The organism is Yersinia hibernica (genome assembly GCF_004124235.1).
GTDB classification, from domain to species: Bacteria; Pseudomonadota; Gammaproteobacteria; order Enterobacterales; family Enterobacteriaceae; genus Yersinia; species Yersinia hibernica.
In genome coordinates, this window is sequence record NZ_CP032487.1 from 596,416 (window position 1) to 612,107 (window position 15,692).

Here is a 15,692-nt window from a genome sequence, read left to right on the forward strand (position 1 = left end):
CGATATGTTCTGGTTTGATGTCAGCTCCGATATGTCTGAAGCAGGCTTTCTAATTGAGAGTGGCGGGATAAAAGGCGGTCGAGTGGCATAGATGGCAGGTATAACGGTCGTAAGGGAGGCTGTGCCGTTTAAGTACCGGTCAGATGAGCGTTGCCGCCGAGAGTGATAAAGAATTTAGCAAACATAAACAGGCTCCTGCAGGCAGGCGCAAGCCGCCCCTGAAGCGTAGTGACCGGATGCGTCTATGCTGAGTTGATGATCAGCCAAAGCCCATCTCGGTTAAGGTAATGGCAGAAACCTACATTCCGCCTAGATAACTGTTTTGAAGAATGGGCGAGTGGACCACCACCATTACCGCTAACATATCCTTAACTCGCACTTTTTTCCTTAGTCTGATATCCATCAGCAACACGAGGACATTTTCATGATGATACATACCAGGTTATCTCAGTATGACTCAGAACATAGTTGCCCTAGGAACAGATTGGTAAACTGATTGACAACAATATCCTTTCACCTTTAATTACATGTATTAAAGATTCGATTTTGTCGGTAGTGCGATTTAATTAATTGCTAAAGCCTGCAGTTGCTGAGCTCTGAAAAGGTCATGTATGAAAAGAATATCAGTTGAATTTGGTACCACTCTTGATGTTTGCTTGAAGCTTCTGCTTCGGATCAACGCACAGCATCGACTTTTCATCATATTAGACCAAGGCGACTGATGTTCAACACCAAATTCGGGCCATTTAACGGATCTACCTGGGAAAGTCTTTGTCAGCAGGTCTTTAAGCGGAAGTATCAAGCTGAATGCTATCAGCAGATGCCAGCATCTCCAGGAGACTACGGCATAGAGGGCTACACCTCAGATACTGGGTGGGCATTTCAGTGCTATTGTCCTGAGAAGCACTACGAACGCACTGAGTTGTATGATAAGCAGCGCGACAAAATTACTACTGACCTTAGAAAGCTGAAAGATTACGCGCAGGAACTTCAAACACGACTGGGAAGCACGAAGATTTCTCGATGGGTGTTTGTCACTCCCGAGATAGATCGTAATGCGCTCCTTGCACATGCAAAGGCCAAGGAGGCGGAAGTCCGTGCTTGGAAACTGCCCATCCTAACCGATGACTTCACAGTATTGCTCCACGATGGCGATCACTATTTGGTCGAAATTAATGAGGTACGCGCTGCCTGTGGAGAGGCTTTGGTCTTCGACGACACAGCACCAGTCCTGGCTGCCTTAACTGGTCAGCAAGAACAGTACGAGATAAACGTTCATCGTAAGTCAGGCTATCGACTCGCCGAAAAGGCTCAGGTGCCGGACTTTCAGACTCGCGTACAACTGCTTAGTCAGCGCACCATTGAGCAGTTCCTTGAGGCTGACGGATATTTCCGCCGTGTCGCATCAGCGTCACCAATCACACATGTGCGACTTATTCGCCTTATCAACGAGTACGAACAATACGTCATTGAAACTTCAGCTACTTGGTCTGGAACCGCAGAAGAGTTGACTATCCAAGTTCGTGATGGATTGGCAAAGATTATTTCCGACGAACTCGCACCTGAGTTTGATAAGGCCAACACTTTGAAAGTGGCAAGATACATGACCGCTCGGTGGTTGGCAGTCTGCGAGTTGGACTATGGTTGAGGTCAAGGAGCAAAAACGGCTTCGCTTCGAACGGCGACCGTCACCAGTATTAGCTGAACATAGGCCTATGTATAAGATTGGGCAAGTGTTGCTTATCCTGTCTCTGGCTTCTCGCGGAGGGAAGTCAAGTTTACCGCGCCTGCAACTATTCAACTGGGCTATGAAGTCGACCAAACGCCAGCAACAGTTGGTCCTAGCTGTTGAAGAGAAAATCTTGCAAGTTCCCGCATGGGGTTTCGATCCTGCATTAGCTATTGCTGTTCGACTTGCCATTGCGGAAGGCTTAATCATTGAAAACTCCACTGGCTATGAGATTTCGACGGCTGGGAAAGTCTTTACCAAAGAAATATTGAAAGACTCCAATTTGTTCGGACGCGAGCGTTCGTTTCTATCTGATATCGGAAAAGGGCTGACAGAGAAAATGATCGAAGCAACTGCTAGTGGCTGGGAGGCACAGTGATCATTCGTGGCGTAAAATTCAGGGCTACCACTAATGAAGGGGAATATGGGTTTAGTTTCAACTTTGCGCGGACTCTGACCATCATCCGGGCCAAAAATTCAAGCGGGAAAAGCACATTATTCAACAGCTTGCTCTACGGTCTAGGCATGGAAGAACTTGTTGGGGGTAAAAATGAAAAGTCCCTTCCCTACGCCCTCAAGGAGTATATCGAATACAATGATCGTCGAATCCTAATTACAGCTTCGGAGATGATGCTTGAAATAGAGAGTCGCTCTGGAGAAATAGTTACGCTTCGACGTGCAATCAGGGATGCGGTGAGGGACCCTAGGCTCATTGAGGTATTTGCGGGAGCTCATTTAACTGAAAAAAAAGCATTTGGCGAAGCCAGGCCTACCTACGTGCACGATGGCGGTGGTGCTAAACGGCCCGAGGGTTTCCATCTTTTTCTTGAGCGTTTCTTGGATTTGAGTTTGCCGAGAGTGCCAACTACGAACGGTGGTGAGGCAAAGCTGTACCTACAGGTAGTATTTGCAGCTTTAGCCGTGGAGCAGAAGCGAGGATGGACAGACTATATCGCGAACATTCCGTTTTTTGGCATTCGTGATGCGCGAACCAGAGTGGTTGAGTTCTTGCTTGGTTTGGATGTATTCGAGACGAACGCTACACGCAATCGGCTTAACGTCGAATCGGTTAAGATTGATGCTGACTGGCGCAAGCTTTATTCGGAGTTGCTACAAGAAACGAGTCCGCTTGGAACTGCAATCTATGGCGTTTCCTCAATCCCTTCGGCTCTCTTCAAAGAGGATGAGGCAAGCATCAGAAAACTGGCTGGCAATTCATCTGTTCCATTGAACGAGTACATCAGCCAACTACGATCCGAGTACGCTACCTTGCAGAAACAGGCTGAGCAGTATCATAAGACCTCTGGGGGCGAGGCGATTCATAGCGTTACAGTTGCTATGGACGAACTGCAGGAACTTGTTATGTTGCATGAGCGTGCTACAACCTTCTACGCGGAGCAGCGAAGATCCCTGAAGGATTACGAGAATCTGCTCGTCGAGGCTAACGAGGACCTGGAACGGAACAAGACAGCAGCGAAGCTCCGTGACTTGGGTGCGAAGTACGATGTGGCGACCGCTATTGGTAAGTGTCCTACATGCAATCAGCCGGTTGACGACACACTTTTGGCCGGGGCAGTGACTGGTCCCCAAATGGACTTAGCGGCCAATATCACCTATTTGGAGAGCCAACGTCGTATGCTTATACGTCAGATTGCTGGCTTGAAGAGTGGTTTGCAGGCGACTGACCTTCGAGTAATTGAGTTGGCTGCTCGTATAGCTAGCAAGCGTGACCTACTCGTCGCAATGCGCGGTGATATAACATCTGGAGCATCGGAGTCGAAGGCAATCGTGCGTCGGCAGGTTCAGATTGAAGTTGAGGTAGAAGCGCTTGAGAAGCTCCAGATCACATCTATGGAGCTGTTAGCAAAATTCAGGCTGATTGCAGAGCGCATGAGCGTCAATCAGGCGACAAGAAGAGGCATGCCAAAAGAAAACTATAGCGAGGCAGACATCGAGCGAATCCGCCGCTTCCAATTAAATTTCAGAGCAAATGCTGGATCGTTTGGCTACGAAAGTGCTCCGATTAGAGAGATCGAAATCAGTAAGGACACGCTCATTCCATGCCTAGCCCAGATGGCATTAAGGGAGATACGGACTGACATTAAATCGGACTCTAGCGCCAGTGACTTTGTTCGCCTCATCTGGAGTTACTTGCTTGCCTTGTATCAGACCTCGACCATACCCTCATCCCTCGGAAATCATCCTGGCCTGTTGATGTTTGACGAGCCAGGACAACATTCAATGGCGGTTGGCAGTCAGCATGCTCTTCTCAAGCAACTAGCAAACGAAGCAAGCTTGCAGAGCATCGTCGCCGCCTCTTTCGATGAGTCGGAAGAAGTGTTCCGTCAAGCAACACAAGGCGTCCAATACACTCTCATCGAATGGGATGGCAAACTTTTGCAGCCCCAGTAAATGTGATTATCCTTTTTTCATCAGTGCCCATCATTCAGCCTTAACACCACATAGAAAACCCAATCTTTTGATTAGATTGGGTTATTCTTATCATTTTTTCAGTATGCCGTTTGCTGTTGATTAGAGTGTTACCTAACTGAATCATATTGGGTGGGTTAAATGTATTTTTCGTTGCTGACTCTGTTCCACTCGATCACTCGCTTACGCCAATGAATGTCGATTGCTTGGGTGAAATCGGGTCGAACCAGCTTAGCGCGAGCTTCGCACCACTCTGCTGATTCTCGGCGGACCACTATAGCCTAAGTCGGGCTAGGCTGAATTTCGGGATTCGTCAATACGGTAATACAACCATTCTTCCAATTCGCTTTTTAACCAACGGGAAGATCTTCCCAGCTTAATAGGTTTAGGGAATGCCCCATCCTGTATCAGCTTATAAAACCATTTATCGCTCAGGCCAGTAAGCTGGGTAATGAATTTCATATCAATGAATTGATCTTCAAGTAGTGCAGGTTTTGTATACATGATGATGTGTTCCGGTTAAGGATGAATAACCGGAGCCGTTAGTAAACTAATGGTTACTGCCAGCCCCTCCACATCAATGGCTTCTGTTGTAAAAAAACTTCGGCTCAATGTTTACCTGTTGCTATTCCTTCCTGGGCCTGCCTCTACGGCTGCGTGGTGGTATAGCATTCATACCTGCAATAACACCCCGGGACTTCTGTTCAGACTTGGCCAAGTAACTGATTACGTAACGTAGTTCATCTACTGCTTGCCTATTGCGGTGATCCACTATCGTTCCGGAATTCGCAACGAAATGTTTTTTCCGTACACACAGATGAAAGAGACCTTCATCGTCAGTCAATCTGCGCCATTCTTCCCCTATCGCACGCGAAGTTGGATAACATTTCCGATGCTTCTGCCCATCAAGATAAATCATGGCATGCACATGCAATCCCTTACGCTGCCTGTATTCAATTACCCAGTAGTACCCAATAACCATCTTTCGGCCAATTACCACGTCCATCAGGTGCTGTATCTCGCCCTCCATCTCATCCATGAGATTACGCTGCGAGCGTTCACTTCCTTGTTTCCAGCCAAAATCCATACGAAAAGCCAGTAAGCGGGAATAACGCTCAAACATTTCATCCAGGTGGTGGTTTATATCTTCGAGAAGAAAACGATGCATAGGGTAATTAGGGTTGGCATTGTAGGGTTCTTTCATGATCTATCCTCAAACTAAATGGGGTTCAATAGATAGATGTGTGATGTATTTTTTATACAGGGATGAGTATCGATTACAGGAGGGGGATGGTTAACTCCGGGTGATAATACTAATTAACCTTAATTCAGTAAGAACAGATGGTTTCAGGGATTCTATCGCAGGTTCGCAGGGTGGTCTTACACGGGAAGAAATGTGTGCGCGAAATCTGAAGTATTGCAGTGCGATCTGGCGCTTTACTGGCCTCCGTGATAGGTTGTTATGCATAATCAACAAAATGCATAACAATTATGATAAAGAGAATAACATTTAACATCGATGATAATTTAACGATTGATTCAATCGACAGGTATGCCGAATCCAATGGCACGTCACGTTCGAAAGTAATATGTGAGTTATTACGATCCACTGCACCTATTCTTGATTTTGTGACATATCAAAATAGAATTACTCAGGAGGTTGAAAGCAGGCTTTTTAGCATGTTTTATCATGAGGTCCGTCACTTCGAAACGCAGCAGCATAAAGATGATTCCACGCTGAAGTATCTTCATTTGCTGTCTGAGAAACTTGTTTTTCGTATTCGATCTGAACCAATAATGTCCTTTTCTCTTCCAATGTTTGATGAATGGGATTCTTACAAAAAAGAATTTAAGGCAAAGATAGAAGAAAATATTGAAGTTCATATGCCAGAAGATGACGGTATATCTAAATATATTTACTTATGCATAAAAAAGCATCCTGTTGAAAAGTTCGAATTCGATTTAATCCAGATAACAATTCCATTTTTCATTGTTGACAAGTATTTGTTTGATATCCAATCAATCTGCTTTGTTCGCGCTATTGATTTTTGCAATATTGGAATTAATGAATACATGCAGAGAAATAAGAGGTATCTGCATACAGCGTATCTTTCATGGGTTCCTGTTGCGGCCTTTCGGGATGGGTTTATTTTTGTTGCAGCTTTGCACATCGATAAAGCGTTGCCTAATCAACTGTATCCTCCTAAAGCCACCATTAACCTTCCTTACGAGTACTGGAAGTATTTAGGATGATTCAATAGAAAATCATCATTCAAACCATATTCAGATATATATTATTTTCATGAACATACCAGCATAACGGCAGAACTTCACGGTCCTGCCGTTTTTAGTTTTATTTATTGCAGGAGTAATCATGAATAACCCACGAGGTTTAGAGTCACTAAACCATACTCTTTCCGACCTACCGCAATGGGTGTCTGAGCGTATATTGCAGCAGATAAATCAGTTAACCCGCTACGAGCCAGTGATCGGCATTATGGGTAAAACCGGGGTGGGGAAGAGTAGTCTGTGCAATGCCCTGTTTGCTGGAGATATATCACCGGTCAGCGATGTGGCTGCCTGCACCCGTGAACCTTTGCGATTTCGCCTGCAGGTTGGCGAGCGCTATATGACCGTCGTGGATTTACCCGGTGTAGGCGAAAGTGGCGTTCGCGATACCGAGTATGCTGCGCTGTACCGAGAACAGCTTTCTCGCCTCGACCTGGTGCTGTGGCTGATTAAGGCCGATGACCGGGCGCTGGCAGTGGATGAACACTTTTATCATCAGGTGATTGGTGAGGTATACCGGCATAAAGTGCTGTTTGTTATCAGCCAGTCGGACAAGGCCGAACCCACCAGCGGTGGGGGACCATTGTCTACGGCGCAGAAGCAGAATATCAGCCGCAAAATCTTTCTGCTGCATGAGCTGTTCCAGCCTGTGCATCCAGTATGTGCGGTGTCTGTCCGTCTGCAGTGGGGACTGCGGGTGATGGCCGAGCGGATGATTAAGTGTCTGCCACGCGAAGCTACCAGCCCGGTGGTGTCGCAACTACAGTCTTCCTTTCGCACGACGGTAGTCCGGGAGCAGGCTCGTAGCGATTTTGGTGAAACCATCGGTGCTGTACTCGATAGCATCAGTGCCTTTCCCCTGATACCCGCCCCGGTGCGGGCCGTCATTCAGGCCATGCGCACCACCGTGGTGTCAGTGGCCCGTGCCGTCTGGGATTTCTTCTTCTGAGTATTTAACCCATCCCTGTTATTTCCCTATCCCTGTCGCCGATGCGACGGGGATTTCTTTATTTGTTTTCCCGTTATGAGGAGTCTGCTTATGACCCGTCTGGCTTCGCGCTTTAGCGCCGCAAATCTTATCCGTCGTGACCGTCCGTTAACCCGTGAGGAGCTGTTTCGCGTGGTGCCCAGCGTATTCAGCGAGGACAAACACGAGTCCCGTAGTGAACGCTACACATACATACCCACCCACCATCTCCCTGCTCGACAGCCTGCAGCGGGAAGGCTTCCAGCCGTTCTTTGCCTGTCAAACCCGTGTGCGTGACCCGGCGCGTCGTGAGCACACAAAGCACATGTTGCGTCTGCGTCGGGAGGGACAGATCACCGGTAAACAGGTCCCGGAAATCATTCTGCTTAACTCCCATGATGGCACCAGCTCTTACCAGATGTTGCCTGGCCTGTTCAGGGCTGTGTGCCAAAACGGTCTTGTCTGCGGTGAGTCGTTTGGGGAGGTGCGGGTGCCGCACAAGGGGGACGTGGTAAGTCAGGTAATAGAAGGGGCGTATGAGGTACTGGGGATTTTTGACCGGGTGGAGGAGAAACGGGATGCCATGCAGTCGTTGCTGTTGCCATCACCGGCGCAGCAGGCACTGGCAAAGGCTGCCCTTACATATCGCTTTGGTGAGGACCACCAGCCGGTGACTGAGTCGCAAATACTCTCCCCGCGCCGCTGTCAGGATGAGAGTAACGACCTGTGGACCACATACCAGCGTATTCAGGAGAACCTGATTAAGGGCGGGCTCAGTGGTCGTAATGCCAAAGGGGGACGGTCACATACCCGTGCTGTGCGTGGCATTGACGGGGACGTGAAGCTCAACCGTGCACTGTGGGTGATGGCGGAAGCGATGCTCACGCAACTGCAGTAACCGCTTTATGTTGCCGCATTGTTAATGTCGGACACCACCTGTCCGCATTGCACCGTGCTGGCGGTCCTCACTCACCGAGGGATGGCCTGTAACCCCCGCCGTCTCTGGCTTTTGCAGAAATGAAAAATAGTTTCTGCGGTGTCCATACCCTGTCCGCCCCCTTATTTAAAGTAATCACATCATTTTCAGTCAGTTAACTTTCACGGAGAACGTCTCATGACACAGGCAGAACGCCGCCATGACCGGCTGGCTGTCAGACTGTCACTGATAATCAGCCGTCTGGTGGCGGGGGAAACGCTGAGTGTGCGTAAGCTGGCCGCTGAGTTTGGTGTGTCGGTGCGCACGCTGCGGCGTGATTTTCATGAGCGGCTGATGTATCTGGACCTGGAGTATCAGTCCGGATACTGCCGCTTACGCACTGCTGGCAGTGAGATGCAGATGGTGCCCGACGTGCTTATCTTTGCCCACCGCAGCGGGCTGGCCGGGCTTTTTCCCGGCCTTGACCGCCGTCTGGTGAATGCACTGCTGATGTGCGATGAGTCTCCCTGCGTGATAGCACCAGCCAGTCCGGTTCCTTCGCCTTCAGGAGCATTGTCTTTCTGGAGACTGATTCAGGCCATTACCGGGCGCAGGCGGGTGACGCTGATTGCGGAGGGGCGACGCTGTGAGCGCCTGGCTCCCTGCCGGTTACTCATCCACCAGCAGACCTGGTATCTGGTGGCTGAACACGAAGGGCATATCGCCGTATTCACACTTGATGAAATCCATCTGATTCAGCCTTTGCAGGAGACTTTTCGCCGCAATGACTGTTTGTGCCGTCTGACTGAAGACCCGGTCTTCATTCAGGCCTTACCCCATTTTCGCTTTATCCAGCAGTCACTGCTTACGTTTGTTCCGGCTGACAGCCCACCGGAATAGCGCAGGCGTTGTTATCAACCCGGCAACAGGGAGGAACCCGATGCCCGTTATTGCCATTATCGCCATTGTTGTCATCGTCATCATTCTGAACAAAACCGGGGTGTCCGACAGCCTCACGGCCCTGACACTTGCAACCGTTGCCGCACTACTGACGGGAGGTGGCGCAGCCGGTGCTGCCAGTGTCGCGCTGACGCCGTTCGTCGGCGTGCCGGTCGGCATTTTCGTAGGCATTTATGTCTTTGCCAAAGTGGTACGTCTGATTTCAGGGAAAAAATAATGAAATGTAAAACACTACCTCTGCTGGCGATGGTTGCCACCACTCTGTTTCTGAGCGCCTGCGATGACAGGAGTGATGACCTGAAAGCTATCAGTAAATTTAAGGACCTCACGCCTCCGCGCTTCAGCGATGTGGTCAGTCGGCAGGATGATGTCAGCGAAGAATGGTCACAGGTTGGCTTTTCATCAGGTCTCACCCTGCAGGTCTTACGTACCCGTGAGTCGCCCGATGGCTGCGAGGGCGGTAGTTACTACTACCTCGTGGATATGCAGGAAAAAACCGTCCAGCCGCTGATGAATGCGCTTTGTATTGCCGACAATATCAAACTGGAATACCACGAGGTTACGGACCCGTATACCAAAGAAAGATACTTTGAGTACGCCCATGACGGCAAACTGATGGGTCGACTGCTGATACCCTCGAACCCTGACAATCAGGAATAAAAACAATGATAAAGGAGAGAGAAATGACAATACGTTCACTAAGCCGATTTATGCTGGCGGGTGTACTGCTCGCGAGCTTTAATGCCTCTGCGATCCCGGGGCTCTGGCAGCAGGGTTACGGTCAGGGCAATACGGAATACAGCGTCACGGATGCTAACGGGCAGACCTTTACCATCAACTGCACAGGAAACCCGGACCAGAATGGTTTCTATCAGCATTCAGTCTTTCTTACCCTTGCTGGGGACAAAACGGTCAGCTCACATGATGACAATACTGACATCACCGTGGTGATGGACCATAAGCAATATGCCGTTCCCTCAACACTTGGATGGCGTAACGGCGATAACGCCTGGTTTGACTTCATCATGGATATCCGTAAGACCGGGCAGTTTGACGTTTACGTCAATGACCGTAAAGCGGGGGCTTTCACTGTGGACCTGAAGAACGCAGAGAAAGTTCTACCCATTCCCGGAGACTGCAGTAACGACTGACAGCCGCATCTTCCCCCGCAAACTAACCCCGACAGCCACCAGGCTGCCGGGGTTTTCCTTTATCAGGAGCCTGCAAATGTCCCCATCAGTGTTGCCGCCACCGGGACCGTTCACCCGGATACAAGCGGAAGTTGTCATGTTAACGTATCGCAATATCACCATTGAAGACGACCAGGGTAGTCACTTCCGACTAGTGGTTCGTGACCCCGAAGGCCTGATGGTCTGGCGGGCATGGAACTTTGAACCTGACGGCGGAGCTGGGCTTAACCTTTATATCCGGCAGTACAGCATTATAAAGCAGCCCTCAGCACTCTAATTGAACGCGCACTTAACGCGGCATCACGCTTCACACCACATCATTTATTCCCCATCACGCCAGCCTGAGTTGCTGGCGATTTTATTCCCGGAGAACACCATGACACAACACACCCTCATCCTGGCTAACGAGCCACAGTTGATTATCACCGCTACAGCTGTACCCGATGAACAACGTATCGGCTTCTGGCCACAACACTTTGGTTCTATTGCGCAGTGGATAACGCTGGAACCACGTATTTTCGCCTGGATGGACCGCTTCTGTGATGAGTACAGCGGTGGTATCTGGTCCTTTTACACGCTCAGCAATGGCGGCGCGTTTATGGCCCCTGATGCTGACGTTGACGATAAATTGCATCTGTTCAACGGCATGAACGGCAATGGTGCGCAAATGAGCGTGGAAGCTGCAGGTATCGCAGTCTGCCTGATTGAATACAGCCATCACGCCTGTCGCACCGAATGCGATGCCATGACTGAACACTATTACCGACTGCGGGATTACGCTCTGCAGCACCCTGAATCCCATGCCATTCTTGCCATCATTGATTAAGGGGTTTTGTCATGGAGAAACAACTGACTCTCTTTACACCGGAGCTGCCATTGACCTCACTGCGCACCATCAAACGAGCCCTGAGTCTGCTTGACCAGCACCTGCGCGAACCCGGTGTGGCGTTTACTTCCACGCAGGCTGCTCGCGACTGGCTCAGGCTGAAGATGGGAACCCTTGAGCGCGAAGAATTTATCGTGCTGTACCTCAATAACCAGAACCAGTTGCTTGCCCACGAAACGCTTTTTACCGGCACCCTCAGCCACACTGAAGTTCATCCCCGCGAGGTGGTGAAACGCGCCCTGTACTTTAACGCTGCAGCAGTGATATTTGCCCATAACCACCCCTCAGGAGAGGTTGCTCCGAGCCAGGCAGACAAAGCCATCACCCAACGGCTGGTACAGGCGTTGATGCTGGTGGAGATCCGGGTCCCCGACCACCTGATAGTCGGCGGCAGGCAAATATTCTCATTCGCCGAACATGGTCTTCTTTAACAGGAATAAAATTATGTATAAAGACGCTACACCAACCTGGGGGCTTAGACGAGATATCACTCCGTGTTTCGGAGCCCGACTGGTGCAGGAAGGTCATCGCCTGCATTTTCTGGCTAACCGGGCAGGATTCACCGGCTCATTCAGTGAGGTGCAGACCTTACAACTGAATGAAGCCTTCCCGCATTTTGTCGCATATCTGGAGCTGATGCTGCTCTCCTGCGAGCTGAATCCCCGGTACGCGCACTGTGTCACACTGTACCGTAACGGGTTGACTTGTGAAGCAGATACGCTGGGCAGTCATGGGCACGTGTATATGGCAATTTATCCCTCAAATCAGGTTAAAGACTGATCTTCAGCAGCATCTCAGCTTTGTAAGCCTTCAAATCTTCCGTTCCTTTATTTAAGAGACTCAACATATGCAAATCTCAACTGTACCGGCCACGATGCCGGTTTCGTCACGCCTGTCGCCCGTGCAGGTCTGGCAGCAATTGTTAACGTATCTGCTGGAGCACCATTACGGCCTGACGCTCAACGACACACCATTCCATGATGATGCGGCCATCAAGGAACATATCGAGGCGGGTATCACGCTTGCTGATGCGGTGAATTTCCTGGTGGAACGTTATGAACTGGTACGCACTGATCGCAAGGGGTTTACGTGGCAGGAGCAGACACCATTTGTAACCGCTACAGATATTCTCAGAGCCAGAAGAGCTACCGGGCTGATGAATAAGTAAATTCTGCGAGCTTCATTCCTGATTTTTACCTACGCGCTTTCTACTCTTCTTATTCATCGCATAACACGCCTGCCACTTACGGCAGGCGTGTTTGCTTTTATGGATAATTGACGATGCAAACAGAACCCGAGGTATTAAGCGAATTCAACGAACGGATGAATGATATTTTGGAGAAGCATTAATCGGGGATGCTGTCATCATGTTAGAATCTGGTTGGATCAACTCCTTGGTTTTGCCCCGATTCGAGTCCCAAAATCAATGATTTAATGTGTTGGTATCGATGTTGGTACATTATCCGGATGTTATTTTTTATTTCTTTTAAATCAAAGGATTAATCATTATGTGCGAGTCCGGCCTTCGCACCATTAGTATGAAAATCAAGTCACCGCAGGGTGGCTTTTTTTTGCCTGAAATCCAGTCCCCGCAAGGCTTTACCCCGCTTTTCAGTCAACCGACGTCAATCTGAGTTACCCCACATCAACATGCTTGTGAGTATAGAATCGAGTATATATGCTGGTTCGATAATGCTTATATACTCACGGCAGCATATGGAAGGAATACCATCATGGCCCTGACTGATACCAAGGTGCGTTCGGCAAAACCTGAAGCAAAGGAATACTCGCTAGTAGACGGCGATGGCATGTTTTTGTTGATACACCCTAACGGCTCCAAATATTGGCGCTTCCGTTTCCGCTTCGGTGGTAAACGGAAGCTGCAGGTTTAATCCCGTCAGGCTCTCGCCATTCTAAAAAAGATCAAAAGCATGAGTGAAAACACGGTGAACAAGGCTCTACGAGTTATGGGGTATGTGTTATCCAACAACTAGAGACATTAGCAGCAATCTACCATGTCTATTGAGTAATTGGCGTAAATCTTAAAGGGGTAGGTGTCATCAATAATTGGGGCCAAAAGATTATTTTTCGGCTTGGTGCTCATCATCTCAATAGGATTGAAGTCGCAAGGATTGTGACTCAGCCCCGCGAGATGCCGGATCAGTCCAACGTTAACCAGATAGTAGAAAATACCGACATTGCCCTTGAGTTGGAGCATATGTGATATGCCAGATTTGGGAAAGGTACTGTCTCCCGAGAAGATCAGAATATTGTCCCCCTGACGTTGGAAGGTTGCCCAAATTTTCTTTGTTGCAGGGAATCTGGATAATTTCTAGTTCCAATTCGGGGGCTTTCAGCGGAAACGCGTTCAAAATGATTGTCACCATTCCGTAAGGACAATCCGCCGTCATAACTTTGTTTTTACATGATATAACCCCTTTTCGCCGAATTGCAGGCACGTGTTCTCTGTCCCTTGAGGGCTGATATTGATGCAAGCAGTGGGGGGAAATCGTGCGGTGAGATTAGTGCCGATTAATGACTAAATAAGGGATTATTGACGGGATTGGGCGATGCGTTCATTTAACCAGTTTTCTACCTCGCTTTATAGCCATCGAGATTGGGAAATAAGCCATCTTTAATCAGTTTGTAAAACCACTGCACTTCACTTGATTATTAAGTAGTAAAGTTAATGGATTGGCGCGGGATGAGCGGCTCCCCCTATGGCAAGTGATTCTTGCTCTGCGGGTGGAGCCGTGAATTATGGATAAACTTCCCCGATGAAGCCCTGGTGAGGCGATATCAGCATTTGCAGACGGAGCATGAGAATAAAGATTACCATTACAAAATATATTGGTATTTTTAGCTCCGTCACAATAAATATAAACACTTAACATGATGGTGGGAACGGGTGAAAACCACTCTTGTAACACTTAAAGGAAAATGATATTACAAGCAGTTGTGATAAATTAATTTGTACCCGTCATTTTTCGCGATACAGGTGTGTTGGCTGTGTTCAAATCTGCTTCGGGCAGATTTGTCACCCCAATAACAGGCTTCTGTAAGCTATTAGGATTGTGAACCTCAGCTTACGGGCCAGCACTTAGCTGTCTTCCTGTATCTCGAAATTTATAGGGAGTATTGCGGTTTTAACTATTAAAATAGGAAGGTACGTTTCGAAAATGAATATCAACGTTACAGATAAACCTAATCCGCAGGATGAAGAGTATGTTATTGATGGCCTTTGGGCTCACAATGATAAAACCCAGACTGTAGATATTCACCCGCTTTTTTTAACAGTGACTGACGACGACAGTAAAATAGTTGCAGGCTTGGTTGCCAGAACATGGTGGGGTGGGCTTGAAATTCAGTATCTATGGGTCAGTGACGAATATCGTAAAAGCGGCTACGGCCGTCAGCTAATGGAAAAAGCGGAAGAAGAAGCGGTGAAACGCGGATGCCACATGGCTTATGTCGATACTTTCGATTTTCAGGCCAAAGGCTTTTACGAGAAATTAGGTTACCGTGCATATGGCAATTTAGGCGGGTATGCCAAAAAGCATACGCGACACTATCTGGCAAAAGAAATTTAACCCATTTCTCATCGGCGAGGTTGCTATGGATTTGCCCGATAAAAATAATGAAACTTATTTCAAGGGCCTGATTGCCATGATGGAACACTTAAGTGAGCCATGGGGCATTAAAGATCTGAACTCCCGCCACATATATATGAATAAGGCCGCTTACCTTTATACTAATACTCCGTTGAGTTTTGAAGTCGAAGGGAAGATGGACCATGAGTTTCCTGGAAATTGGACTGAATTTGCACCTGATTTGATAGAGCATGACAAACGGACAGAAGAAACGCAGGATCGAGTTACTGTAATAGAAACCCATTATTGGTATGGGAAAAATACTCTGACCCCCTTTATCAGCGAAAAACTGCCCGTTTATAACGACAAAAAAGAAGTTATTGGTGTGATGTGGAATGCTAAACCATTTAATACTTTATCCCCACTAAAATATATCAATCAACAAAAACCCAGTATTCTGACAACTGAAGTTAATAACAGTATTTTCACTCGAGCTGAGCTTGACGTTATATTTTTAATGTTGCAAAGACTTTCTGTTAAAGAGATTGCGAAGATATATAACATCAGCACTAAAACGATAGAAAACAGAATATATACAATTTATCAAAAATCTGATGTCCACTCGCTGCAACAGTTTGAGGAGTTTTGCAAATTTGCGCATTTGGATAATTACATTCCCGATCGGCTGGTGGCAAAAGGAATCCAGTTTATCTGAACAACAAGGTACACTTTATC

19 protein-coding genes and 2 pseudogenes are annotated in these 15,692 nt (G+C 48.1%); 18 read left to right on the plus strand and 3 right to left on the minus strand.

Features of this window, described 5'->3' with window-relative positions:
- The first annotated feature begins 721 nt into the window (after nt 1-721).
- Genes D5F51_RS02825 through D5F51_RS02835 form a run of 3 tightly spaced genes read left to right on the plus strand, consistent with a single transcriptional unit; the run spans nt 722 to nt 4,141 of the window.
- The gene (locus D5F51_RS02825; protein WP_129195545.1) at nt 722-1,648 is read left to right on the plus strand and encodes a hypothetical protein; all 927 of its coding nucleotides are present in this window, start codon (nt 722-724) and stop codon (nt 1,646-1,648) included.
- Entirely contained in the window at nt 1,641-2,108 is a 468-nt protein-coding gene (locus D5F51_RS02830) for a hypothetical protein (RefSeq protein ID WP_129195546.1), read from the plus strand. Before D5F51_RS02825 ends, D5F51_RS02830 begins: the two co-directional genes overlap by 8 nt.
- Nucleotides 2,105-4,141, plus strand: coding sequence for an ATP-binding protein (locus D5F51_RS02835; protein WP_129195547.1), 2,037 nt, complete (start codon nt 2,105-2,107; stop codon nt 4,139-4,141). Before D5F51_RS02830 ends, D5F51_RS02835 begins: the two co-directional genes overlap by 4 nt.
- 309 nt (nt 4,142-4,450) lie before the next feature.
- Here the strand turns inward: D5F51_RS02835 and D5F51_RS02845 are convergent, their stop codons facing one another.
- Both D5F51_RS02845 and D5F51_RS02850 read right to left on the minus strand, forming a co-directional pair.
- On the minus strand, nt 4,451-4,663 hold the full coding sequence (locus D5F51_RS02845) for a helix-turn-helix transcriptional regulator (protein WP_129195548.1): 213 nt from the start codon (nt 4,661-4,663) through the stop codon (nt 4,451-4,453).
- A 121-nt stretch (nt 4,664-4,784) separates the two neighbouring features.
- Complete coding sequence (locus D5F51_RS02850) at nt 4,785-5,363, minus strand: rolling circle replication-associated protein (RefSeq protein WP_034493089.1); 579 nt, start codon at nt 5,361-5,363, stop codon at nt 4,785-4,787.
- Between the two features lie 287 nt (nt 5,364-5,650).
- Here D5F51_RS02850 and D5F51_RS02855 point away from each other — a divergent pair, with 287 nt between their 5' ends.
- From D5F51_RS02855 to D5F51_RS02915, 13 genes and pseudogenes are all read left to right on the plus strand, one after another.
- Nucleotides 5,651-6,412: a ribbon-helix-helix domain-containing protein gene (locus tag D5F51_RS02855; protein WP_129195549.1), complete on the plus strand. Its 762-nt coding sequence runs from the start codon at nt 5,651-5,653 to the stop codon at nt 6,410-6,412.
- Between the two features lie 121 nt (nt 6,413-6,533).
- Nucleotides 6,534-7,397 carry a GTPase family protein gene (locus tag D5F51_RS02860; RefSeq protein ID WP_129195550.1) on the plus strand — a complete coding sequence of 288 codons (864 nt, stop codon included), beginning with the start codon at nt 6,534-6,536 and terminating at the stop codon, nt 7,395-7,397.
- A 90-nt stretch (nt 7,398-7,487) separates the two neighbouring features.
- A pseudogene (locus D5F51_RS02865) lies at nt 7,488-8,313 on the plus strand (DUF932 domain-containing protein).
- A gap of 216 nt (nt 8,314-8,529) precedes the next feature.
- Nucleotides 8,530-9,231: a DeoR family transcriptional regulator gene (locus D5F51_RS02870; RefSeq protein WP_129195551.1), complete on the plus strand. Its 702-nt coding sequence runs from the start codon at nt 8,530-8,532 to the stop codon at nt 9,229-9,231.
- 40 nt (nt 9,232-9,271) lie between these two features.
- Nucleotides 9,272-9,508, plus strand: a complete 237-nt coding sequence (ypjK, locus tag D5F51_RS02875) for a protein YpjK (protein ID WP_032181217.1) — start codon at nt 9,272-9,274, stop codon at nt 9,506-9,508.
- A complete protein-coding gene (locus D5F51_RS02880) occupies nt 9,508-9,951 on the plus strand; it encodes a YfjS/YafY family lipoprotein (protein WP_105607671.1) in 444 nt (147 codons plus the stop codon). Before ypjK ends, D5F51_RS02880 begins: the two co-directional genes overlap by 1 nt.
- 23 nt (nt 9,952-9,974) lie before the next feature.
- A complete protein-coding gene (gene ykfB, locus D5F51_RS02885) occupies nt 9,975-10,442 on the plus strand; it encodes a protein YkfB (protein ID WP_129195552.1) in 468 nt (155 codons plus the stop codon).
- Nucleotides 10,443-10,518: 76 nt separating this feature from the next.
- The gene (locus D5F51_RS02890; protein ID WP_129195553.1) at nt 10,519-10,758 is read left to right on the plus strand and encodes a DUF905 domain-containing protein; all 240 of its coding nucleotides are present in this window, start codon (nt 10,519-10,521) and stop codon (nt 10,756-10,758) included.
- A gap of 99 nt (nt 10,759-10,857) precedes the next feature.
- Nucleotides 10,858-11,307: an antirestriction protein gene (locus D5F51_RS02895; RefSeq protein WP_129195554.1), complete on the plus strand. Its 450-nt coding sequence runs from the start codon at nt 10,858-10,860 to the stop codon at nt 11,305-11,307.
- Between the two features lie 11 nt (nt 11,308-11,318).
- Nucleotides 11,319-11,798 (plus strand): RadC family protein, encoded by a 480-nt coding sequence (gene radC, locus D5F51_RS02900; RefSeq protein ID WP_102217336.1) that lies wholly within the window; start codon nt 11,319-11,321, stop codon nt 11,796-11,798.
- 13 nt (nt 11,799-11,811) lie between these two features.
- Nucleotides 11,812-12,147: a type IV toxin-antitoxin system YeeU family antitoxin gene (locus D5F51_RS02905; RefSeq protein ID WP_105607669.1), complete on the plus strand. Its 336-nt coding sequence runs from the start codon at nt 11,812-11,814 to the stop codon at nt 12,145-12,147.
- Between the two features lie 67 nt (nt 12,148-12,214).
- A complete protein-coding gene (locus D5F51_RS02910; RefSeq protein ID WP_053266278.1) occupies nt 12,215-12,535 on the plus strand; it encodes a TA system toxin CbtA family protein in 321 nt (106 codons plus the stop codon).
- Between the two features lie 565 nt (nt 12,536-13,100).
- Nucleotides 13,101-13,250, plus strand: a pseudogene (locus D5F51_RS02915) (Arm DNA-binding domain-containing protein); the annotation flags it as partial.
- A 116-nt stretch (nt 13,251-13,366) separates the two neighbouring features.
- Here the strand turns inward: D5F51_RS02915 and D5F51_RS02920 are convergent.
- Nucleotides 13,367-13,585: a hypothetical protein gene (locus D5F51_RS02920; protein ID WP_129195555.1), complete on the minus strand. Its 219-nt coding sequence runs from the start codon at nt 13,583-13,585 to the stop codon at nt 13,367-13,369.
- Between the two features lie 961 nt (nt 13,586-14,546).
- On the opposite strand from D5F51_RS02920, the gene D5F51_RS02925 reads away from it, so the two are divergent.
- Together D5F51_RS02925 and D5F51_RS02930 are read left to right on the plus strand one after the other, a co-directional pair.
- Entirely contained in the window at nt 14,547-14,957 is a 411-nt protein-coding gene (locus tag D5F51_RS02925; RefSeq protein WP_025379635.1) for a GNAT family N-acetyltransferase, read from the plus strand.
- A gap of 25 nt (nt 14,958-14,982) precedes the next feature.
- The gene (locus tag D5F51_RS02930; RefSeq protein WP_025379634.1) at nt 14,983-15,672 is read left to right on the plus strand and encodes a helix-turn-helix transcriptional regulator; all 690 of its coding nucleotides are present in this window, start codon (nt 14,983-14,985) and stop codon (nt 15,670-15,672) included.
- Nucleotides 15,673-15,692: the final 20 nt, after the last annotated feature.